This is a genomic window from Stenotrophomonas sp. AGC87, assembly GCF_057333975.1.
This window is the reverse complement of the sequence record NZ_JBHFHW010000001.1, coordinates 86,327-108,936: the sequence shown is the minus strand read 5'-3', so window position 1 is coordinate 108,936 and position 22,610 is coordinate 86,327. Positions and strand designations below refer to the sequence as shown.

At 67.2% G+C, this 22,610-nt stretch carries 17 protein-coding genes, 1 rRNA gene and 1 pseudogene; 11 read left to right on the top strand and 8 right to left on the bottom strand.

The annotated features are described in order from the left end of the window. Both ACE026_RS00495 and tyrS read right to left on the bottom strand, forming a co-directional pair. A 16S ribosomal RNA gene (locus ACE026_RS00495) occupies positions 1-950 on the bottom strand; the annotation flags it as partial. Positions 951-1,523: 573 nt separating this feature from the next. Then, the gene (gene tyrS / locus ACE026_RS00490) at positions 1,524-2,735 is read right to left on the bottom strand and encodes a tyrosine--tRNA ligase (protein WP_486037000.1); all 1,212 of its coding nucleotides are present in this window, start codon (positions 2,733-2,735) and stop codon (positions 1,524-1,526) included. Positions 2,736-2,903: 168 nt separating this feature from the next. Between tyrS and ACE026_RS00485 the strand changes: the two genes are divergently transcribed. Both ACE026_RS00485 and ACE026_RS00480 read left to right on the top strand, forming a co-directional pair. After that, positions 2,904-4,367, top strand: coding sequence for a peptidoglycan DD-metalloendopeptidase family protein (locus ACE026_RS00485; RefSeq protein ID WP_486036998.1), 1,464 nt, complete (start codon positions 2,904-2,906; stop codon positions 4,365-4,367). A 66-nt stretch (positions 4,368-4,433) separates the two neighbouring features. Next, the gene (locus ACE026_RS00480; RefSeq protein ID WP_486036996.1) at positions 4,434-5,561 is read left to right on the top strand and encodes an anhydro-N-acetylmuramic acid kinase; all 1,128 of its coding nucleotides are present in this window, start codon (positions 4,434-4,436) and stop codon (positions 5,559-5,561) included. 79 nt (positions 5,562-5,640) lie between these two features. On the opposite strand, the gene ACE026_RS00475 is transcribed toward ACE026_RS00480, so the two are convergent. The 3 genes from ACE026_RS00475 to ACE026_RS00465 all read right to left on the bottom strand — a co-directional run bounded on the left by ACE026_RS00475 (position 5,641) and on the right by ACE026_RS00465 (position 8,042). After that, the gene (locus ACE026_RS00475) at positions 5,641-5,868 is read right to left on the bottom strand and encodes a hypothetical protein (protein WP_486036994.1); all 228 of its coding nucleotides are present in this window, start codon (positions 5,866-5,868) and stop codon (positions 5,641-5,643) included. Positions 5,869-5,949: 81 nt separating this feature from the next. Next, positions 5,950-7,245, bottom strand: a complete 1,296-nt coding sequence (locus ACE026_RS00470) for an AmpG family muropeptide MFS transporter (protein ID WP_486036993.1) — start codon at positions 7,243-7,245, stop codon at positions 5,950-5,952. Further along, complete coding sequence (locus ACE026_RS00465; RefSeq protein ID WP_019183958.1) at positions 7,242-8,042, bottom strand: exodeoxyribonuclease III; 801 nt, start codon at positions 8,040-8,042, stop codon at positions 7,242-7,244. Before ACE026_RS00465 ends, ACE026_RS00470 begins: the two co-directional genes overlap by 4 nt. Before the next feature lie 207 nt (positions 8,043-8,249). Here ACE026_RS00465 and pyrE point away from each other — a divergent pair, with 207 nt between their 5' ends. From pyrE to ACE026_RS00425, 8 genes are all read left to right on the top strand, one after another. Beyond that, positions 8,250-8,909 (top strand): orotate phosphoribosyltransferase, encoded by a 660-nt coding sequence (pyrE, locus tag ACE026_RS00460; protein WP_486036992.1) that lies wholly within the window; start codon positions 8,250-8,252, stop codon positions 8,907-8,909. A gap of 18 nt (positions 8,910-8,927) precedes the next feature. Beyond that, positions 8,928-9,590, top strand: coding sequence for a hypothetical protein (locus ACE026_RS00455; protein ID WP_486036991.1), 663 nt, complete (start codon positions 8,928-8,930; stop codon positions 9,588-9,590). 603 nt (positions 9,591-10,193) lie between these two features. Further along, positions 10,194-10,286, top strand: coding sequence for a potassium-transporting ATPase subunit F (locus ACE026_RS00450; RefSeq protein ID WP_019183961.1), 93 nt, complete (start codon positions 10,194-10,196; stop codon positions 10,284-10,286). 12 nt (positions 10,287-10,298) lie between these two features. Beyond that, positions 10,299-12,017, top strand: coding sequence for a potassium-transporting ATPase subunit KdpA (gene kdpA / locus ACE026_RS00445; RefSeq protein WP_486036989.1), 1,719 nt, complete (start codon positions 10,299-10,301; stop codon positions 12,015-12,017). An 11-nt stretch (positions 12,018-12,028) separates the two neighbouring features. Continuing rightward, positions 12,029-14,080 (top strand): potassium-transporting ATPase subunit KdpB, encoded by a 2,052-nt coding sequence (gene kdpB, locus ACE026_RS00440; protein ID WP_486036988.1) that lies wholly within the window; start codon positions 12,029-12,031, stop codon positions 14,078-14,080. Then, the gene (gene kdpC, locus ACE026_RS00435; protein ID WP_486036986.1) at positions 14,077-14,739 is read left to right on the top strand and encodes a potassium-transporting ATPase subunit KdpC; all 663 of its coding nucleotides are present in this window, start codon (positions 14,077-14,079) and stop codon (positions 14,737-14,739) included. Before kdpB ends, kdpC begins: the two co-directional genes overlap by 4 nt. 37 nt (positions 14,740-14,776) lie before the next feature. Then, a complete protein-coding gene (locus tag ACE026_RS00430) occupies positions 14,777-17,437 on the top strand; it encodes an ATP-binding protein (protein WP_486036984.1) in 2,661 nt (886 codons plus the stop codon). After that, on the top strand, positions 17,418-18,137 hold the full coding sequence (locus ACE026_RS00425) for a response regulator transcription factor (protein WP_478056477.1): 720 nt from the start codon (positions 17,418-17,420) through the stop codon (positions 18,135-18,137). Before ACE026_RS00430 ends, ACE026_RS00425 begins: the two co-directional genes overlap by 20 nt. Before the next feature lie 30 nt (positions 18,138-18,167). Here ACE026_RS00425 and ACE026_RS00420 read toward each other — a convergent pair whose 3' ends face one another. Genes ACE026_RS00420 through coaBC form a run of 3 tightly spaced genes read right to left on the bottom strand, consistent with a single transcriptional unit; the run spans position 18,168 to position 22,258 of the window. Continuing rightward, positions 18,168-20,516 carry a phosphomannomutase/phosphoglucomutase gene (locus ACE026_RS00420; RefSeq protein WP_486036982.1) on the bottom strand — a complete coding sequence of 783 codons (2,349 nt, stop codon included), beginning with the start codon at positions 20,514-20,516 and terminating at the stop codon, positions 18,168-18,170. 12 nt (positions 20,517-20,528) lie between these two features. After that, positions 20,529-21,002, bottom strand: a complete 474-nt coding sequence (dut, locus tag ACE026_RS00415) for a dUTP diphosphatase (protein ID WP_046272982.1) — start codon at positions 21,000-21,002, stop codon at positions 20,529-20,531. Beyond that, on the bottom strand, positions 20,999-22,258 hold the full coding sequence (coaBC, locus tag ACE026_RS00410) for a bifunctional phosphopantothenoylcysteine decarboxylase/phosphopantothenate--cysteine ligase CoaBC (RefSeq protein WP_486036980.1): 1,260 nt from the start codon (positions 22,256-22,258) through the stop codon (positions 20,999-21,001). Before coaBC ends, dut begins: the two co-directional genes overlap by 4 nt. A gap of 194 nt (positions 22,259-22,452) precedes the next feature. On the opposite strand from coaBC, the pseudogene ACE026_RS00405 reads away from it, so the two are divergent. Beyond that, a pseudogene (locus tag ACE026_RS00405) lies at positions 22,453-22,610 on the top strand (UPF0758 domain-containing protein); the annotation flags it as partial.

The following is a 22,610-nucleotide window of genomic DNA, read 5'->3' as shown; positions in this document are numbered from 1 at the left end:
CTCCACCGCTTGTGCGGGCCCCCGTCAATTCCTTTGAGTTTCAGTCTTGCGACCGTACTCCCCAGGCGGCGAACTTAACGCGTTAGCTTCGATACTGCGTGCCAAATTGCACCCAACATCCAGTTCGCATCGTTTAGGGCGTGGACTACCAGGGTATCTAATCCTGTTTGCTCCCCACGCTTTCGTGCCTCAGTGTCAGTGTTGGTCCAGGTAGCTGCCTTCGCCATGGATGTTCCTCCCGATCTCTACGCATTTCACTGCTACACCGGGAATTCCACTACCCTCTACCACACTCTAGTCGCCCAGTATCCACTGCAATTCCCAGGTTGAGCCCAGGGCTTTCACAACAGACTTAAACAACCACCTACGCACGCTTTACGCCCAGTAATTCCGAGTAACGCTTGCACCCTTCGTATTACCGCGGCTGCTGGCACGAAGTTAGCCGGTGCTTATTCTTTGGGTACCGTCAGAACAACCGAGTATTAATCGACTGCTTTTCTTTCCCAACAAAAGGGCTTTACAACCCGAAGGCCTTCTTCACCCACGCGGTATGGCTGGATCAGGCTTGCGCCCATTGTCCAATATTCCCCACTGCTGCCTCCCGTAGGAGTCTGGACCGTGTCTCAGTTCCAGTGTGGCTGATCATCCTCTCAGACCAGCTACGGATCGTCGCCTTGGTGGGCCTTTACCCCGCCAACTAGCTAATCCGACATCGGCTCATCTATCCGCGCAAGGCCCGAAGGTCCCCTGCTTTCACCCGAAGGTCGTATGCGGTATTAGCGTAAGTTTCCCTACGTTATCCCCCACGAAAAGGTAGATTCCGATGTATTCCTCACCCGTCCGCCACTCGCCACCCATAAGAGCAAGCTCTTACTGTGCTGCCGTTCGACTTGCATGTGTTAGGCCTACCGCCAGCGTTCACTCTGAGCCAGGATCAAACTCTTCACTTAAAAACGCATAGTCCGAAGACTAAAAATTTAAAGCTGCAGATGCTTGACCGCTGGCAACGTTTCGCTTGCTTTAAAACAATTGATATGTTGCTTGATCAAACGTCTGCAAGATGGACATACATCCTTCCTGCAGGCGCCTTCACAAGATACCTGCGCATACTGTCAAAGAACTTTGGAATCGGCCTCAGCGCCTTCTTCCGTTTGCCCCGACGTTTCCGTCGTTGCGAGCCGCCCATTATAGACCGGCTTATCTGCTTCGTCAACACCTTTTTCAAGGCCGTTTCACCGAAGTGAACCGTTGTTGCCGATGCCGCTTCGTCGTTCGCCTCAGAGGCTTTCGTCGTTGCGAGCCGCCTATTATGTCAGGCTTTTCGTTTCCGTCAACACCTTCTTTCGAAGAAGTTGAAGTCCTGTTCCTTCGCGGTTGCCGCCTTGCGGTGGCCCCTGCGTCGGGGGAGGGAAAGTATGTCCCTATCCGGGTCGTTTGTGAAGGGGGTAGACGACATTTTTTCACGTCGCCTCTCCCACATTCATGCTGGAAGGGGTCCGGATCGCCCGAACCCCTTGTCCCACTTAGGCTGCGACCAGCAACACGCGTGCGAACGTGCGCTTGCCGACCTGCAGCAGGCCTTCGAAACCGGGCACGAACACCTGCTGGGCATCCTCCACCACCTCGCCATCCACCTTCACCGCACGCTCTTTAAGCTTGCGGGAGGCTTCGGAGTTGCTCGGGGTGAGGCCGGCAGCCGTCAGCAGGGCACCAATACGCAGGCCTTCGGCCGGGATGGTCACTTCCTGCAGCGGCAGCAGGGTCACATCGCCCTGCCCGGTCACCGCGGCATTCCAACCGGCGATGGCCTGTTCGGCCGCCGCGGCATCATGGAAGCGGGTGGTCAGCTCACGCGCCAGGCGCAGCTTCACCTCGCGCGGGTTCAACCCGCCCGCCTCGACCTGCTCACGCAGGGCCTTGGCCTCGGCCTGGCTGATATCAAAGGAGAGCAGCTCGATCCAGCGCCACATCAGGTCGTCGCCGATCTTCATGGTCTTGGTGACGATGTCGATGGCCGGCTCGCTGATACCAATATAGTTGTTGAGCGACTTGGACATCTTGGCCACGCCGTCCAGGCCTTCCAGCAGCGGCATGGTCAGCACGATCTGCGGCTTCTGCCCGTAGTGCTCCTGCAGGCCACGGCCCATCAGCAGGTTGAACTTCTGATCGGTACCGCCCAGTTCGACGCCCGCTTCCAGCGCGACCGAGTCGTAGCCCTGCACCAGCGGGTACAGGAACTCATGCAGGGCGATGGACTGCTGGGCGGCATAGCGCTTGGCGAAATCGTCGCGCTCGAGCATGCGCGCCACGGTGTGCTGGCCGGCCAGGCGGATCATGTCGGCGGCGGCCATCTTGCCGAACCACTCCGAATTGAAGCGCACTTCGGTCTTCTCGCGGTCCAGCACCTTGAAGACCTGGTCTTCATAGGTACGCGCGTTGGCCAGCACGTCTTCCTTGGTGAGCGGCTTGCGGGTGACGTTCTTGCCCGAGGGGTCGCCGATCATCCCGGTGAAGTCGCCGATCAGGAAGATCACCTGGTGGCCCAGGTCCTGGAACTGGCGCAGCTTGTTGAGCAGCACGGTATGGCCCAGGTGCAGGTCCGGTGCGGTGGGGTCGAAGCCGGCCTTGACCCGCAGCGGACGGCCGCTTTCCAGACGCTGGCGCAGTTCGTCGGATTTGAGGATCTCATCGGCGCCTCGCCCGATCAGGGCAATGGCTTCTTCAATCGAGGACACGTGACAACTCCCGGCAATGCCTTATTTATATGAATGACGTTAAGTACAAGTTAACCGCAGGTGCTTCACAAAAGCCAATAGGCACAAGGGTTTGACGCGGTATTTATACCTGTCTATGTTACCGACGTTTGGGCCCGCGCTCCCGGGCCAGCCAGGAACAGACCGACGATGCTCAATTCCGATCAAGGCCGCGCGCGCAAGCAGCGCTTCAAGGAACGTCTCCACGTCCTCCACGACACCGCCCTCCATCGGAAGCTCAAACAGCATCTTCCTGCGGCCTTCAACCAGCGCTGGACCCGCCGCCACTGGATGCACGCCAGCCTGTTCGCCACCATCGGCGCCCTGGTGGCCACGATCGTCCCCGGCTTCTCGCACACCATCGACTCGCCCTACTCGGTCAGCCATTCGACCCTGGCGCTGCCGTTGCCGCCGCTGTCGCTGGAACGCCAGCAGCAGACCCCCGGCGACAGCTGGCAGGTGCTGCGCGTGCAGCGCGGTCAGACCCTGAGCAATCTGTTCGACCAGGCCGGCATCCCGGCCACGGTGATGCACCAGGTGCTGGAGCACCCCGGTGTGCGCGAATCGCTGACCAAGCTGCGCCCGGGTGCGGAGATCGCCTTCGACCTGCCGCTGTCCGGTGAGCTGCGCACGATCCGCTTCGACCGCGATGCCGACAACCGCGTGGAGCTGTCTTTGGCCGGCGACAAGATCACCGAAACGGTGAGCAAGCGCGAGAGCTCGACCCGCCGCGTGGTCGCCAGTGGCGAGATCACCAGCTCGCTGTATGCCGCCGCGCGCAAGGCCGGGTTGTCGCCCTCGGCGATCGCGACGATGACCGACGAGATCTTCAAGTACGACATCGACTTCTCCAAGGACCTGCAGCCGGGCGACCGTTTCAGCGTGGTGCTGGATGAAACCTGGCGCGAAGGCGAGAAGGTGGACACCAGCAAGATCCTCGCGGCGACCTTCAGCTCGGGCGGCAAGACCTACAGCGGCTTCCGCTTCGACCGCAACGGCAAATCCGAGTACTTCGATGCCAGCGGCCGGCCGCTGAAGAAGAGCTTCATCCGCATGCCGATCCAGTTCGCGCGCTTGAGCTCGAGCTTCGGCGCGCGCAAGCACCCGGTGCTGGGCAAGATGCGCATGCACAAGGGCGTGGACTACGCCGCGCGCACCGGCACCCCGATCATGGCCGCCGGCGATGCCCGCGTGCAGTTCGCCGGGACCCAGCGCGGTTACGGCAACGTGGTGATCCTGGATCATGGCCGCGGCCACACCACCCTGTACGGGCATATGTCGCGCTTCGGCAAGATCAAGACCGGCCAGCGCGTGGCCCAGGGCACCGTGATCGGCTACGTCGGCTCGACCGGTATGGCCACCGGCCCGCACCTTCACTACGAATTCCGCGTCAACGGCGTGCACCGCAATCCGCTGTCGGTGACGATGCCGCCGCCGGAGCCGCTGCAGGGCGCCGAGCTGGCTGCCTTCCGTGCCCAGACCGCACCGGCGCTGGCGCGTATCCAGGGCATGGAAAAGCTGATCTACGCCGATGCCAGCCCGGCACCGGATGCCAAAGCCGCCGATACGGCCACGGCGAAGGCCGGCAAGCCGGTCAAATCCAACCGCGGCTGATCGCTGCGATTGACGGCGGCAACGGGTTGCGCGGAAGCTGCACGCAACCCGTTGGACCGCCTGGCCATGACCTCTGCTGTTGATCCCACCACCCCGCTCTACCTGGGCCTGATGTCCGGCACCAGCGCCGACGGCATCGATGCCGCGCTGGTGCAGTTCCCCGCCGAGGGCGGCTGCCGCTTCGTCCATGGCCTGACCCACGACTGGGATCCGGCGATCCGCGCCGAGCTGATCGCCCTGGGAGAAGGCGGCACCATCACCTCGCTTGATGCACTGGGCCGCCTCGATGCCCAGGTCGGGATCACGTTCGCCGAAGCCGCCAGCCGCCTGCTGGACAGCGCGCGCATCGACCGCGCCCAGGTGCAGGCGATCGGCTCGCATGGCCAGACCGTGCGCCACCGCCCGCTGGCCGATCCCGCCTTCACGATGCAGATCGGGGATGCCAACCGCATCGCCGAGCTGACCGGCATCACCACCGTGGCCGATTTCCGTCGCCGCGATGTCGCCGCCGGCGGCCATGGCGCGCCGCTGATGCCGGCCTTCCACCTGGCGATGCTGGGCGACAGCGATGAAGACCGTGCCGTGCTCAACCTGGGCGGCATCGGCAATCTCACCCTGATCCCGCGCGAGGGCACAGCGCGCGGTTTCGATACCGGCCCGGCCAATGCGCTGATGGATGCGTGGTGCCAACGCCATCGCGGCGAACCGTTCGATGCCGACGGCGCGTTCGCGGCCAGTGGCCAGGTGGATACCGCACTGCTGGCGCGCTGGCTGGCCGATCCGTGGTTCGCGCTGCCGCCGCCCAAGAGCACCGGGCGCGAGCAGTTCCACCTGGACTGGGCGCAGGCGCAGCTGAGCGAGGGGCAGGTCTCCGGCGCGGATGTGCAGGCGACCCTGCTGGAACTGACGGCCGCCACCGTGGCCGATGCGCTGCTGGCCCACCTGCCGGGCGCGAAGCGGGTGCTGGTGTGCGGCGGTGGCGTGCGCAATCCGCAGCTGTTGCGGCGCCTGCGTGCGCGGCTGCCGGGCGTGGTGATCGAATCCAGCGCGGTGCACGGGCTGGACCCGGACTATCTGGAGGCGATGGGCTTCGCCTGGTTGGCGCAGCGCACGCTGGCCGGGTTGCCGGGCAATCTGCCGGGCGTCAGTGGCGCGCGGGGCCCGCGGATTCTCGGGGCAATCCACCCGGGCTGAGGGGCACGGCGGGGGCCACGGCGGGGGGCGCGCGGCGTGCGGCTGTGATCGCCGATCCGCCGTTCGCGGCGTGCCGCCGCTACAGCCCCTGCGCGTCCGGCAACGCCTGCAGGGCGGCGATCGCATCGGCGAGCGCATCGACTTCGGGATCGTGGAAGCCGCTGCGGACCTCCAGTTCGCTGGCGAACAGGCCTTGCTCCAGCAGCGCCACGCAGGTGTCCTCACGGGTCCAGCCGCGCGCAATCGCAATGCGGCGGATACGTTCCAGCAACAGCGGGTCCACCTCCCGCAGCAGTAGATCAGCCATCGTTCTCCCCGTTGGCGCGCCGCCATCCCCGCGGCCGTTGTGCCGGCATGATCCATCAGGCCCTGCCGGCACGCAAACCACTCAGGCCGTGCTGCGGTCCCGGATCCGCGGCCACAACCAGATCAGCAGCAGCAGGGTCGGGATGACCGTAGTGGCGCTGAGGATGAAGAAGGTGCTGTAGGAACTCGCCTCCACGATGTAACCGGAGACGCCGCCGACGAACTTGCCCGGCAGGTTGGCCAGCGAGACCAGCAGCGCGTACTGGGTGGCGGTGAAGTTGCGGTCGGTCAGCGAGGACATGAAGGCGACCAGCACCGTGCCGGCAAAGCCCTGGAACAGGTTGTCCGCACTCAGCGCCGCGTAGAACGCCCACAGCTGGCCCGGGTTGTGCGCCATCAGCAGGAACGCCAGGTTGGACAGCGCCACGCCCAGCGCGGCGACCAGCAGCATGCGGCGGAAGCCGAACGCGGCCACCGCGATGCCGCCGAGGAAGGCACCGCCGATGCCCATCCACACCCCGAACAGCTTGGAGACGGTGGCGATATCGGCCTTGGTGAAGCCCGAGTCCAGATAGAACGGACCGGACATCACCCCGATTACCTGGTCGGGAAATTTGTAGAGCCCCACGAACGCCAGCAGCGCCAGCGCCAGCGCCACGCCATTGGCGCTGAAGAAGCTGCTGATGGGCTGCCAGAACGCGCCGAAGAAATCGATGCGGCGCTGGATGCGAACTTCCGGCTGGACCGGTTCGCGGCAGACCAGCGTGGTGATGATGGGCAGCAGCATCAGCGAGGCCATGGCCAGGTAGGCCACGATCCAGCCTTCGAACTGCGCCAGGTAGAGCGCGCCCGCGCCGGCCAGGATCAGGCCGATGCGGTAGCCCAGCGTGTATGTGGCGGCCAACGCCGCCTGCGCGCTCTCCGGGGCGATCTCGATGCGGTAGGCATCGACCACCGAATCCTGGGTGGCACCGGCGAAGGAGGCCACCAGCACCCACAGCACCAGCGGGGTGACGCCGAGCTCGGGACGGACGAAGGCAAGTGCGAACAGTCCGCCGGTGACGCCGATCTGCGAGGCCAGCAGCCAGGAACGGCGGCGGCCGAGCGCGCTGACCAGCGGGAACGCGTAGCGGTCGATCAACGGTGCCCACACGAACTTCATCAGGTAGAAGAAGCTGGCCAGGCTGATCAGGCCGATGCTCTTCAGGTCCAGGCCCACATCGCGCAGACGGGTGGACAGGGTCTGCGAGGCGATCAGCAGGAACGGCAGGCCGCTGCCGAAGCCCAGGAAGGCCATCGTCAGCGCCGAGGGCGTGCCGAAAGCGCGCTTGATCCCGGCCCAGCCCTTGTAGGACACCGGCTCGACCGCTTCGGTCATGGGGCGTAATCCACCGTGAACGGGGCATGGTCGGAGAAGCGTTCATCGCGGTAGACCGAGCAGCTGCGCAGACGGTCGCGCAGGCCTGGGCTGACGAACTGGTAATCGATGCGCCAGCCGACGTTGTTGGCGCGCGCCTGGCCGCGGTTGCTCCACCAGGTGTAGTCCTCACCCTGCGGGTGCAGTAGGCGGTACGCATCCGTCCAGCCTTGGCCGGCGGCGATATCCAGCGCCTGGTCGGCGTCCACGCACTGGCCGTTGAGCCAGTCGCGCTCGGGCGGCAGGCAGCCGGAGTTCTTCTGGTTGGATTTCCAGTTCTTGATGTCCAGCGCGGACCGCACGATGTTCCAGTCGCCGCACAGCACGTAGTCGCGGCCACTGGCCAGCCACCCGGCCAGGATCGGGCGCAGCCACTCCATCACTTCGTACTTGAAGCCCTGGCGCAGATCGCCCGAGCTGCCCGAGGGGATATAGAAGGAGACCACGCTGAGGTTGCCGTAGCGGGCCTCGATGTAGCGGCCTTCATCGTCGAACGGAGCCCAGCCCAGCGAGGTGATCACCTGGTCCGGCTCGCGCTTGCTGTAGATCGCCACGCCGCTGTAGCCCTTCTTGGTGATGGCGTCGCGGTAGAAGCAGTGGTGGCCGTCCGGGCGGAACATCGGGTCGGTCAGCTGGTCTTCCTGGGCCTTGGTTTCCTGAATGCACAGGACGTCGGCGTCCTGAGCGCGGAACCACTCGAGGAAGCCCTTGGTGGCGGCGGAACGGATGCCGTTGGCGTTGAAACTGATGATGCGCATGCTGACCCGGGTCTGGAACGATACCCGCAAGAGCATACCGTTTCGGCTCTTGCAGGGGCTGGCTGGAAACGGACGCGATTACCGCGCGCCGGGGCCTTTGCGGGTCGTCTCGCCGCCCTATGCGACACCGGGCCGCAGGTGCCGGCGAGCGGAAAAGTGCGGGCATGCATTAGGATTTGCGCTCCAAATGAATTGAATTGAGTCTTGATGAGCGACCATCGCCACCGTTTCCTGCAACTGGCCCTGACCGCCGATGCCCTGCGTTTCGGCCAGTTCACCCTGAAGTCCGGCCGTCTGAGCCCCTACTTTTTCAATGCCGGCCGGTTCGATTCCGGCGCGCGCATGTCCCAGCTGGCGGCCTGCTACGCCGATGCCGTGGAATCGACCGGGCTGAAGTTCGACGTCGTGTTCGGCCCGGCCTACAAGGGCATTCCGCTGGCCACCGCGACCGCCTGTGAATTCGCCCAGCGCGGCCGCGACCTGCCGCTGTCGTTCAACCGCAAGGAAGCCAAGGACCACGGCGAAGGCGGCAACCTGATCGGCGCCGACATGAACGGCAAGCGCGTGCTGATCGTGGATGACGTGATCACCGCCGGCACCGCGATCCGCGAGGCGCTGGCGATCATCAAGGGCGCCGGTGGCACCCCGGCCGGCATCGTGGTGGCGCTGGACCGCCAGGAGATCGCCTCGGAAACCGACCGCCGTTCGGCCGCGCAGGCCGTGGCCGAAGAAGCCGGGATTCCGGTAGTCGCCGTGGCCACGTTGGCCGACCTGCTTGATTTTGCCTCCGGAAATCCGGAACTTGTCGGCTACCGGCAGCCGCTGGAGGACTATCGTTCCCGCTACGGCAGCCGTCCTACGCGTTGAGAGCAGGGGGCTTTCACCATGTCCAGGTTTGCCACGTTCACCGTTGTCGGCCTGTTGCTGGCCGTGCCGCTGTTGCCTGCCCAGGCACAGAAGCGCGCGGCCGATGCGACACCGAAGAAGCTGTACTGCTGGAACAAGGGCAGCGAGCGGATCTGCAGTGATGCCCTGCCCCAGGAGGCGGTGAACAGCGCGCGCGAGGAGTTCAACCTGCGCAGCGGCATGCGCAGTGGCGAAGTACAGCGCGCGTTGACCGACGAGGAACGCGCCGACGCTGCTGCGCAGGCCGCGCAGCAGCGCCTGGACCTGGCCGCCGAGCAGACCCGCCAGCGCACCGAGCAGGCCATGCTGGCCACGTACGAGAACGAGGACGACCTGCGCCGGGTGTTCGCCGAGCGCAGCGGCATCCTGGACAACAACATCCACACCGCCAGTTACAACGTGGCCAGCGTGCGTGATGCGCTGGTCACGCTGTTGGCCAGCGCGGGCAACCGGGAGCTGGATGGGCAGCCGGTGCCGGACAAGCAGGCCGAGCGCATCCGTGAGCGGCATGCCGAGCTGGTGGCGCAGCGGCGCATGCAGGCCTCGTTCGAGCAGCAGCGCCGGGCGCTGGATGTGGAGATCGAGAGCACGCTGCAGCGCTATCGGTTGTTGAAGGGTGTGGGGAGCGATCCGCGCGGGTAAGGGTGGATGTGCGATTGCGTTGAAACGAAGGCGGCCTTTGGGTCGCCTTTTCTGTTTTTGTCCTCGCGGCAGGCACGGAGCGCGCTCTGAACTTTTCCGGAAGCGGGACCGGTGGGTTGGTCGGGCGCGGGGGCGCTATGCCCTTGTCGGCGAATGTCCCCCGGTGCCGGCCTGCGGCCGTCCCCTCCTCCTTGATTTCGCCCACAAGGGCATAGCACCCCCGCGTATCCGGACCCCTGGCGCCCCACGGCAAGCGCCGGTGTGCCTTCGGCCTACCGCACGCTGAGCTCCGTAGCGGCCGGTAGGTCCCTGGGCAAAATCAAGGAGGAGGCCGTCGCCGTCAGGCGGCGGCCGGGGGACATTTGCCGAGGGGCCTGCCGGACGCTGCGGGGCGTAACGCTCGCGGCAGGGAAGCACCTTTTTATGCACTTTTTACGGGAGGCGCGGGTTTCGGGCGTGGAGCGTTTATGCCGGGCAGGCAGACCATGAGCGCCTGACGTGGAGTGGTTCCACCTGGACGTCCCATGAGCCTGTATCTGCCTGTCTTCCCCGCCGGTGCCCTGCGCATCGTGCACCCCCTTTCCCGCGTTTGAGGCCACGACCATGTCTGCCTGGCTTTCCCTGCTGTGCGGCGTGCTGGTGCTCGTTGCCGCCGCCTATCTGCTGTACGTCGTGCTTCGGCCCGAAACCTTCTGACCGGAGCCGACCATGACCGAGATCCTGTTGATCCTGCTGGCCAGCATCGTGCTGGCCTTTCCGCTGGGGCTGTACCTGGCCCGGGTGATGCGCGGTGGCCCGATGCGCGGCGATGCGCTGTCCGGGTGGATTGAAAAACCGCTGTACCGGCTGCTCGGGGTCAACCCCGCGCGCGGCATGTCCTGGCGTGGCTACGTCGGTGCCTTCCTGCTCAGCAACGTGGTGATCGCGGTGCTGGTGCAGGCGGTCTTCATGACCCAGGCCTGGCTGCCGTTCAATCCCGACCAGATCCCCAACCTGCGCTGGGATACCGCGCTGCACACGATGGTGTCGTTCCTGACCAACACCAACCAGCAGCACTATTCCGGCCAGGCGCAGCTGTCCTACTTCGCGCAGATGACTGCGATCACCGGCCTGCAGGTGGTGACGCCGATGATGGGCCTGGCGCTGGTGGTGGCCACCCTGCGTGCGCTGTTCAGTGCGCGCCCCGAGGATGTGCCGGCCGACCAGGCCGTGCTGCTCAGTGCGGACCGCCGTGTCGATGTGGGCAACTACTACGCCGATGTGGTGCGCGCGTCCGTGCGCTTCATGCTACCGCTGTGCCTGCTGTGGGCGGTGCTGCTGACCAGCCAGGGCGTGCCCGCCACGCTCGCTGGTGGTCCGCACGCCACGCCCATCGATGCCGCGGCCGGCATGGACACGCAGAAGATTCCGCTCGGGCCGGTCGCGGCGATGGTCGCGGCCAAGCAGCTGGGCACCAACGGCGGTGGCTGGTACGGCCCCAACAGCGCGATGCCGCTGGAGAACCCGACCCCGCTGTCCAACGCGCTGGAACTGATCGGCATCCTGCTGATTCCGATCGCGGTGATCTTCATGCTGGGCGCGTTCACCGGGCGCAAGCGGCTGGCCGGGCTGGTGTTCGGCTGCATGCTGGCGATGTCCAGCGTGTCGATTGCCGCCACGGTGTGGCTGGAGGGTCACTCGGCCACCGCTGCCAGCCCGCTGCTGATGGAGGGCAAGGAAGTGCGCTTCGGTGCCGATGGCACGGGCTTGTGGGCGGCGATCACCACGCAGGTGTCCAATGGTTCGGTCAACGGTATGCATGACTCGCTCAGCCCGCTGGCCGGGGCTGTGCCGATGGTCAACATGCTGGTCAATGCGATCTGGGGTGGCATCGGCTGCGGCCTGCAGCAGTTCATCGTGTACCTGCTGCTGGGCGTGTTCCTGGCCGGGCTGATGACCGGCCGTACGCCGGAACTGTTCGGCCGCAAGCTGGAAACGCCGCAGGTGCGCCTGCTCGCGCTGCTGGTGCTGCTGCAGCCGATCACCATCCTGGGCTTCACCGCACTGACCCTGGCGATCCCATCGATCACCGGCACCTCCAATCCCGGCTTCCACGGCATCAGCCAGGTGTTCTACGAGTACACCTCGGCGTTTGCCAACAACGGCTCGGGCTTTGAAGGCCTCGGCGATGCCACGGTGTGGTGGAACCTGAGCTGCACCCTGGTGCTGCTGCTGGGCCGCTACCCGGTGCTGGTGATTCCGTTGATCGTGGCCGCGCAGCTGGCGGCCAAGCGGCGGGCGCCGGAATCGGCCGGCACGCTGCAGATCGAAACCCCGACCTTCGCGCTGACCCTGATCGCGCTGATCGTCATCCTCACCGTATTGCAGTTCATGCCGGCGCTGGTGCTGGGCCCGGTCGCCGACCACCTGTCGCTGACGCTGCACTGAGACCTCCTCCCATGAGTACGTATCCGTTGAACGTTTCTTCCCACCGCCGCCAGCGCCTGCTGGATGGCGCCGGCTGGCGCCGTGCCCTGCGCGATGCCGTGATCAAGCTCTCGCCGCGGCACCTGCTGCACAGCCCGGTGATGGCCGTGGTGATGGTCGGCACGGCGGTCAGCGCACTGGTGACGCTGACCGGCAATGCGCCGCTGGGCTTCGGCCTGGCGGTCACTGCGATCCTGCTGCTGACCGTGCTGTTTGGCAACTTCGCCGAGGCCGTCGCCGAAGCGCGTGGCCGCGGCCAGGCCGCCTCGCTGCGGCGGGCCCGCCAGGACCTCAGCGCGCGCCGGCTGGCCGCCGCGCATGCCGGGGCCAGTGAAACCCAGGTCCCGGCGGCCGAACTGCGCCCGGGCGACCATGTCATCGTCAGTGCCGGCGAGTTGATCCCGGCCGATGGCGAGATCGTGCAGGGCCTGGCGACTATCAACGAGGCGGCGGTGACCGGTGAATCGGCGCCCGTGCTGCGCGAAGCCGGTACCGACCGCAGTGGCGTGATTGGTGGCACCAAGGTGCTCTCCGACCAGATCATCGTGCGCATCACCGCCGAGCCGGGCCACAGCTTCCTGGACCGGATGATCGCGCTGGTGGAAGGCGCGAACCGCCAGAAGACCCCGAACGAGGTCGCCCTGACCCTGCTGCTGGCGGCGATGACGCTGACCTTCCTGGTGGTGGTGGCGACGCTGCCGGCGATCGGGGCGTTCGTTGGGGTGCAGGTCGATCCGCTGCTGCTGATCGCGCTGCTGGTGTGTTTGATCCCGACTACCATCGGCGGCCTGCTGCCGGCTATCGGCATCGCCGGCATGAACCGTGCGCTGGCCGCCAACGTGCTGGCCAAGTCCGGCAAGGCGGTGGAAGTGGCTGGCGATGTGGACGTGCTGCTGCTCGACAAGACCGGCACCATCACCTACGGCGACCGCCAGGCCACGCATTTCCATGCCCTTGCTGGTATCGACGCCAGCCAGCTGCGCGAAGCGGCGCTGCTGTCCTCGCTGGCCGACCCGACGCCGGAAGGCAAATCGGTCGTGCGTCTCGCGCGGGAGCAGGGCTGCACCACCGCCGAGCCCGACCGTGCGGACTATCTCGCGTTCTCTGCGCAGACCCGCATGTCCGGTGTGGATCTGGACGGCGGCCGCCGCATCCGCAAGGGTGCGTCCGATGCGATCACCGCGTACGTGCGTTCGCTGGGCGGCACGGTGCCGTCGGAGCTGCCGGGCCGCGTGGAGCAGGTGGCGCGCAACGGTGCCACCCCGCTGGTGGTGTGCGAAGGCCGCCATGTGCTGGGCGTGATCGAGCTGTCGGACGTGGTCAAGCACGGCATGCGCGAGAAGTTCGCGCAGCTGCGTGCGATGGGCATCCGCACGGTGATGATCACCGGCGACAACCCGTTGACCGCTGCGGCGATCGCGGCCGAGGCCGGCGTGGACGATTACATCGCCGAGGCCCGCCCCGAAGACAAGCTGGCCCGCATCCGTGCCGAGCAGGCCGGTGGGCGCCTGGTGGCGATGGTCGGCGACGGCACCAACGATGCACCGGCATTGGCCCAGGCCGACATCGGGCTGGCGATGAACTCCGGTACGCAGGCGGCCAAGGAGGCCGGCAACATGGTCGATCTGGATTCGGATCCGGCCAAGCTGCTGGCGGTGGTGGAAGTGGGCAAGCAACAGCTGATCACGCGTGGTGCACTGACCACCTTCTCGCTGGCCAACGATGTCTCCAAGTATTTCGCGATCCTGCCGGCACTGTTCGCCTCGACGCTGCCGGCGATGGCGGCGTTGAACGTGATGCACCTGTCCAGCCCGCGCAATGCAGTGCTGGCGGCACTGATCTTCAACGCCCTGGTGATCCCGGCGCTGATCCCGCTGGCGTTGCGCGGTGTGCGCTTCCGCCCGGCCACGGCGACGGCGCTGCTGCGCCGGAACATGCTGGTGTACGGCCTGGGTGGCGTGCTGCTGCCGTTTGCGGCCATCAAAGTGATCGACCTCTTCCTTGTCTCGGTATTCGGCGCATGAACCGCTCGCTAGCTGCTTCTGTTCCCCGTTCGGCGCGCAGCCGCGCTGCCACCTCCACCCAGCTGCAGCAGGACAGCGCCTGGCGCCCGGCCCTCGGGCTCGGCGTGAGCAGCCTGCTGCTGCTCGGCCTGGCCTACGCGGTGGCCACCACCAGCGTAAGCCGGCTGCTGTTTCCGGCGCAGGCCGATGGCAGCCTGCTCATCCGTGATGGGCAGGTGCGCGGCTCGCAGTTGATCGCCCAGCCGTTCGTCGGCGATGGCTACTTCCAGGCGCGACCGTCGGCAGCCAACTACGATCCGATGGCCGCCGCCGGCAGCAACATGGCGCGCAGCAACCCGGCGCTGCAGGAACGGGTGCAGGCGGCCATCACTGCGGTGGCCGCACGCGAAGGCGTGCCTGCCGCCCAAGTTCCCGGCGATCTGGTGACCCAGTCCGGCGCCGGCATGGACCCGGAGATCTCCCCGGCCGCCGCGCAGATGCAGATTGCCCGGGTGGCGCGCAGCCGTGGTCTGCCGGTGGAGCGCGTCACCGCGTTGGTGCAGGCCAATACCCTGGGCCCGCAATGGGGCGTGTTCGGCCAGCCGCGGGTGAACGTGATGACGTTGAACGTTGCTCTCGACGCGCAGCAGGGCACTGCCCGGCTGTACGGGATGCCTTGATGCGCTGCGTACCCTCCCGGGCGCACAATCCCCGCCCATGAGCGACTCCCGTACGCGCCAGGCCGATGCCCTGGTCGAGAGCCTGCAGCGCGAAGCTGGCGGCAAACTCACCGTGTTCCTGGGTGCGGCCCCCGGCGTGGGCAAGACCTTCAGCATGCTCACCCGCGCGCACGAGCAGCTGCGCCGCAGCGTGGACGTGGTGATCGGGCTGGTGGAAACCCACGGCCGCGCCGAGACCTCGGCGCTGCTGGCGGGCCTGCCGCAGGTGCCGCTGCTGCAGCGTGAGTATCAACAGCACGCGCTGGATGAAATGGACCTGGATGCGGTGCTGGCACGTCGCCCCGCTTTGGTGCTGGTGGACGAGCTGGCCCACCGCAATGTGCCCGGCAGCCGGCACGAGCGGCGCTGGCAGGACGTGATGGAGCTGCTCGATGCCGGCATCGATGTATGGACCACGGTCAACATCCAGCATCTGGAAAGCCTCAATGACGTGGTCATGCGCATCACCGGGGTGCGGGTCAGCGAGACCGTGCCCGATGCGGTACTCGACCGCCTGCACGACATCGTGCTGGTCGACCTGCCGCCGCGCGAGCTGATCGAGCGGCTGCAGCAGGGCAAGGTCTATGTGCCGGAGCAGGCCGCGCAGGCGCTGCAGGCGTTTTTCTCGCCGGCCAACCTGACCGCACTGCGCGAATTGGCGATGCAGGAAGCAGCCGACCGCGTGGACAGCAGCCTGCGCGAGACCCGTGCTGCGCGCGGCGAAGGCAACCTGCCGCTGCGCCGCCGCGTGTTGGTGGCGATCGATGGCGGCGGCCAGAGTGAGTACCTGGTGCGGGTCGGCCGGCGCATCGCCGAGCGGCGAGATGCGCCGTGGACGGTGGTGACGGTGCAGGCGCGCGCGCACGACGAGCAGACCCGGCGCGAGATCGATGCCGCCTTCGCCCTCGCCCGCCGCCTCGGCGGTGAAGCGGAGCTGCTGCATGGCTCCAGCATCGCCGATGCACTGCTTGACCATGCCGCACACAACGGTGTCTCCACGCTGGTGCTGGGCCGCACGCGCGAGCGCCCCCTGGCGCGCATGCTCAACCGCACGTTGACCCAGCAGCTGATCCGGCGCGGTGCGCATTTCGAGATCACCATCATCGGTACGCCACAGGCGCGCGCGCGGGCACGCCGGTCCGGGCTGTCGATGCCCAGCCGCAGTGCCGGCAAGGATGCGCTGCTGGCGCTCGGCGCTACGGCGGTTGCCTGCCTGGTGGCGCTGATCGCCGAGCGCTGGATCGGGCTGTACGACCTCTCGATGGTGTTCATCGTGGCGGTGGTGATGGTCGCCGCGCGCAGCCGCACCAGTGCAGCGGTGATCGCCGCCGCGCTGTGTTTCCTGGCCTACAACTTCTTCTTCATCGCGCCGCGCTTCACCTTCGCGATCAGCGCGCGCCAGGGCGTGATCACGGTCTTCCTGTTCCTGGCCGCAGCCCTGGTGGCCGGGCGACTGGCCTCGCGCCTGCGCATGCAGGTGGTGGCGTTGCGCGCGGCCAACCGGCACGCACATGCGCGCCAGGCCCTGGGCCGGCAGCTGGCCAGTGCGCCGAGCAACGAGCAGGTCGCGCAGGCCGGCCGCGAGGCGCTGGAACAGGCGATGGATGCGCCGGCGTGGCTGCGCATCGGGCAGTACACCAGCGCCAGTGGCAGCGCCGCGCCGGGCGATACCGATCTGGCCGCGGCCGACTGGGCGCACCGGCATGGCCAGCCCAGCGGACGCTTCACCGATACGCTGGCCGGCGCGGGCTGGTGGTTCCTGCCGCTGCTGGACGGCGACGACCGGGCGATCGGCGTGGCCGGCATGCGCTTCCCGCGCGAGGCGCCCCGGCTGACGCCGGAGCAGCGGCAACTGGCCGAGGCGATGGTGGATGACATCGCCCAGGCCGCGCTGCGCACCCAGCTGGTGGCGGATCTGGAGAAGGCGCACGTGAGCAACGAGACCGAGCGGCTGCGCTCGGCGTTGCTGTCTTCGGTCTCGCATGACCTGCGCTCGCCGCTGGCGGCGATGATCGGCTCGGCCGACAGCCTCTCCAGCTACGCCGATGCAATGGATGCCAGTGACCGGCGCGCCCTGCTCGATACCATCCTGGTCGAAGGCGAGCGCCTGGACCGCTATATCCAGAACCTGCTGGACATGACCCGGCTCGGCCATGACGGCCTGCAGATCAACCGCGACTGGATCGGCGTGGACGAGCTGGTCGGTTCGGCCGCGCGGCGCCTGCAGCGCTATCAACCCGACGTGCTGCTGAAGCTGGATATTCCCACTGAACTGGCGCCGATCTGGGTGCATCCGGCGCTGGTCGAACAGGCCGTATTCAACGTGATGGAAAACGCGGCCAAGTTCTCCCCGCCCGGTGCGGCGGTGGAGGTGCAGGCGCGGCTGGTCGAGGGCGAACTGCGTATCGACGTGCTCGATGCCGGGCCGGGCATTCCCGACGACGAGCGCGCGCGCATCTTCGATATGTTCTACAGCGTGGAGCGCGGCGACCGCGGCCGGCATGGCACCGGCCTGGGCCTGACCATCTGCCAGGGCATGATCGGCGCGCATGGCGGCAGCGTGCAGGCGCTGCCGGGGCGCGACGGACGCGGTACCCTGATCCGCATCACCCTGCCCTTGCTGCACCCCCACCCTGCCGATGACAACGACGATTCCTGAGGCTTCCCACGGCGTGCCCCCGGCGCGCGTGCTGGTGATCGACGATGAAGCGCAGATCCGACGCTTCCTGGAGATCAGCCTGCGCGCGCAGGGCTACCGCGTGTCCCAGGCCGCGACCGGCCAGGCCGGGCTGGAAGCGCTGGTCGGCGAGGGGGCGGACCTGGTGATCCTGGATATCGGCCTGCCCGACATGGAAGGCCATGACGTGCTGGGCGAGCTGCGCCAGTGGAGCCAGGTGCCGGTGATCATGTTGACCGTGCGCGCCAGCGAGACCGAGAAGGTACGGGCGCTGGATGCGGGCGCCAACGACTATGTGACCAAGCCGTTCGGCACACAGGAACTGATGGCGCGCGTACGGGCGCTGCTGCGCTCGCGCACGGTCTCCAGCGAGGGCGTGCTGCCGCAGTTCGATGATGGGCACCTGCATATCGACCTGGTACGGCGCGAAGTACATCTGGACGGTACGCCGGTGGCGCTGACGCGCAAGGAGTACGCGCTGTTGTCGCTGCTGCTGCGCAATGCCGGGCGGGTGGTGACCCAGCCACAGATCCTGCAGGAGATCTGGGGGCCCACCCACCAGCACGACACGCATTACCTGCGCATTCTGGTTGGCAAGCTGCGCCACAAGCTGGGCGATTCGGCGCTGGATTCGCGGTATCTGTTCACCGAGCCCGGCGTGGGGCTGCGGTTCAAGGGGTAGGTACCGACCGTTGGTCGGTACCCACGCCGGTCAGAAGCCCAGTTCCACACCCGGCAGCAGCGGTTGCAGCTGCGCGCGGAACAGGGCCTTGATGCGCTCCAGCGCCGCTTCGTCATCGGCCTCGAAACGCAGCACCAGCACCGGGGTCGTGTTGGACGCGCGCACCAGGCCCCAGCCATCGGGGAAGTCGGCACGCAGGCCGTCGATGGTGGACAGACGCGCGCCGGCGAACGGTGACTCCTCCACCTGCACCGAGGACACGAACAGCGACACCAGGGCATGCGGGGTGCCGGCGTCCACCGGCACCTTCAGTTCGGGGGTGGAGACGCTGTCGGGCAGTTCGTCCAACACCTCCGAGGGGCTCTCTTCGCGCTGGGCCAGGATCTCCAGCAGGCGCGCGGCGGCATAGAGGCCATCGTCGAAGCCGAACCAGCGTTCCTTGAAGAAGAAGTGCCCGCTCATCTCGCCCGCCAGCTCGGCGTCGGTTTCGCGCATCTTCGCCTTCATCAGCGAATGGCCGGTCTTCCACATCAGCGGGCTGCCACCGTTGCGCAGCACGTAATCGGAGAGCTTGCCACTGCACTTCACGTCGTAGATCACCAGCGCGCCCGGGTTGCGCATCAGCACATCGGCGGCGAACAGCATCAGCAGGCGATCGGCGTAGATGATCCTGCCTTCGCGGGTGACCACGCCGAGACGGTCGCCGTCGCCGTCGAAGGCCAGGCCGATATCCGCATCAAAGCGCTTCACGGTCTGGATCAGGTCTTCCAGATTGTGCGGGTCGCTCGGGTCCGGATGGTGGTTCGGGAAGGTGCCGTCCACATCGCAGTACAGCGGAATGACCTCGGCACCGATCGCTTCCAGCAGCGGCTGGGCGAGCTCGCCGGCCACACCATTGCCCGCGTCGGCGACCACCTTGAGCGGGCGATCCAGCTGCACGTCATCGGCGATGCGCTGGATGTAATCGGCGTTGACCTCGCGGGTCTGGAAGCTGCCCGGCTCAGGTGCCACGTGCAGCTGGCCATCGCGGATGCGGTGGTACAGCTCAGTGATCGCATCGCCGGACAGCGTTTCGCCGCCGACCACGATCTTGAAGCCGTTGTAGTCCGGCGGGTTGTGGCTGCCGGTCACCGCCACGCAGCTGCCTGCGCGCAGGTGGTAGCTGGCGAAGTACACCACCGGGGTCGGCGCCAGGCCGATATCGGTGACGTTGCAGCCGGCGCGGCGCAGGCCTTCGATCAGGCCGGCGGTCAGCTCGGGGCCGGACAGGCGACCATCGCGGCCCACCACGATGTCGCGCAGGCCTTGGACCTGCAGCACCGAACCGATCGCCTGGCCGATCAGGGCGGCGACCTTGGGGGTCAGCTCGCGGCCGACGATGCCGCGGATGTCGTAGACGCGGAAGATCTCGGCCGCGACGGTCTCGCCCGGCACGGACGGCGGCGGCGATGCCGCTGCTGCTTCATCAACGTTCTCGACGGCGGCCACCGCGAGCGGGGCCTGGGCCAGGCTTTCGCTCAAGGTCGGGCCGGCGTCGGCAGCACTGTCGGCAGCACCACGGCGACGCGGCAACGGCACCTTGCCTTTGCCCAGCACCAGCAGCACGGCGATCAACAGCAGCAACACGGCGACAACCGCACTGGAGATCGCGCCGAGGCCCAACGGGCCCGGTTCGATGTCCGGCACCGCGGCAGACAGACGCAGGCCACTGGTGCCGACCGGACGTGCCAGCGCTTCGGCGCCGCCGGACAGCCCGCGGCTGCCCTGCTCAACCACGTTGTGATTGCCTTGGCGCAGGGCGAGGTAGCCGGCGCCCGGCACGGCGACCTGGTCGAATATGCCGGTCAGCCGCAGCAGCGGCTGGCGCACGTAGACCACGGCCGCCCCCTGCGGGCCAAGCTCCACCGCCGCGGCCAGGCCGAGGCGCTGGCCGCCGGCATCGCGCACCACGCGGCCGACAGGTTTGTCATCGGCGATGGCCGCCTCGAGCAGGGCCAGGCGCGAGTAACCGAAAGCCTTCGGATCGGCGTAGGCCGCATCGAGATCGGCGGTGAGGATCTGGACGTCTTCCACGCCGGGCCAGCCTTCGCGGATGGCGACGGCGGCACCGTGTGCGTTGCCGCTGGCCAGTGCGCTGGCAACGCGCTCGGTCTTGAGCACCTTGCCGAGCTTGCCGAGTTGACCGGTCAACGCCGTCTGCAGCCCCGCGACCACCTGATCGCGCGACTGTTCAAGCGCGGCGCCGACGGCCGCCTGGCGCCATTGGCGCACACCGCTCCACCCGAACCAGACCGCCAACAGCACCAGCAGCACGGCCAGCAGCGGCACCGAGCGCCCTGTGGTCAACCGCGGCCGTCCTTCCGCCTTCGCCTTGCTCATGAAGCTCCCCTGTCAGCGCACCCCGGTATGGCCGAATCCACCCGTTCCCCTGGCGCTGTCGGTGAAAGTATCCACTACCTGAAGCGCCACGCGTGCAATCGGCAGCACCACCAGCTGGGCAATGCGATCACCGGGCTGCAGCGTGAACGGCTCACGGCCGCGGTTCCAGGCGCTGATGAGCAGCGGGCCCTGGTAATCGGCGTCGATCAGGCCGGTGCCGTTGCCCAGCACGATGCCGTGGCGATGGCCGAGCCCGGAGCGCGGCAGCACCACGGCGGCCAGGTTCGGATCGGCGATATGGATGGCGATACCACTGGGAATCAGCGCGGTGTCGCCGGGCTGCAGCGTGAGCTCGGTCTCCAGCGCAGCACGCAGATCGAGCCCGGCGCTGTGTTCGGTGGCGTAGGCCGGCAGCGGCCATTCGTCGCCGAAACGCGGGTCGAGCAGCTTGACCTGCAACGGCTGGAGGGAGGAATCGATGGTCATGCGTGCAACCTCTGGGCAATCAGGGACAACAGTTGTTCGGCCAGCACGGCCTTGGAGGTGCCGGGGAACACCTGTTCGCCGCCCTGCCAGTAGGCCGTGGCCGCGTTTTCATCACTTTCGAAACCGCCGGTGCTGATCCCGACCTGGTTGGCGATCACCAGATCCAGGCGCTTGTCGACCAGCTTGCCGCGCGCGTACTTCTCCACATCGTGGGTCTCGGCGGCGAAGCCGACCACCAGCTTGAGCGCGTTGGTCTGCGTGGCCACTTCGGCCAGGATGTCCGGGGTGCGCACCAGCTCCAGGGTCAGGCTCTGGGTATCGGCAGTCTTCTTGAGTTTCTGCGGGGCGACCTGGCGCGGGGTGTAATCGGACACCGCGGCCGCACCGATATAGATGTCGGCCGGCAACGCACCGAGCACCGCTTCGCGCATCTGCGCGGCCGAGCGCACATCAACGCGCTGCACACCGGCGGGCGTGGCCAGCTGGACCGGGCCACTGACCAGCACCACCTGCGCGCCCAGGCGGGCGGCCGCGGCGGCCAGGGCGTAACCCATCTTGCCGCTGCTGCGGTTGCCGACGTAGCGCACCGGGTCGATATCTTCATACGTGGGGCCGGCGCTGATCAGCACGCGCAGACCCTTCAGTTCACTGCTCGCCGGTGGCTCGGCGGGGGCCGGCGCGTGCAGCCCGGCCAGCGCGGCCACGATCGCGTGCGCTTCGGTGAGCCGGCCGGGGCCGGACTCGCCTTCGGCCAGCAGACCGTCTTCCGGCCCGATCACCTGGGCACCACGCTCACGCAGCAGGCCGATGTTGGCCTGGGTGGCCGGGTGCAGCCACATGCGGTGGTTCATCGCCGGGCACACGGTCAGCGGCGCGGTCGTGGCCAGGCACAGGGTGGTGACCAGATCATCGGCGTGGCCGTTGGCCAGGCGCGCGAGCAGATCGGCCGTGGCCGGCGCGACCACGATACGGTCGGCCCAGCGGGCCAGCTCGATGTGGCCCATGGCCTGCTCGGCCGCGCTGTCCCACAAGGTGGTGCGGGTCGGCTGGCCGGACAGCGCCTGGAAGCTCAGCGGGGTGACGAACTGCTGGGCCCCGGCGGTCATCGCGACCTGCACCTGGGCCCCGGCATCGCGCAGGCGGCGCACCAGTTCCAGCGACTTGTAGGCAGCGATCCCGCCACCAACGCACAACAACAGCTTCTGGCCTTCCAACGGGCGCGCGGACGCCGGAGAAGCCTGGGGGGAGTCAGCCACCTTGGGTGTTCCTGTCGAACCGAGGCGATTAGCTTACCCGATGGTCCGTAAGCCGCCTGATGCGCCAGCGGCATAAGGAGGCATGTTTTCGTCATAAGCAACCGCCCAACTTGGCACGATGCCCTGCATTTACCGACACGATGCCGCCCGGTTCACCGATGGTGGCCCGCTCCGCACCAAGGGAGACTGGGGCCATGTCGATCCGAGACTGGCCCAGTGCCGAGCGTCCCCGCGAAAAGCTGCTTGCCCAAGGCGCCGGCGCCCTGTCCGATGCCGAGCTGCTGGCGATCTTCCTGGGTTCGGGCCTGCGCGGCCGCGGCGCGGTCGAAACCGCCCGCGACCTGCTGCAGGC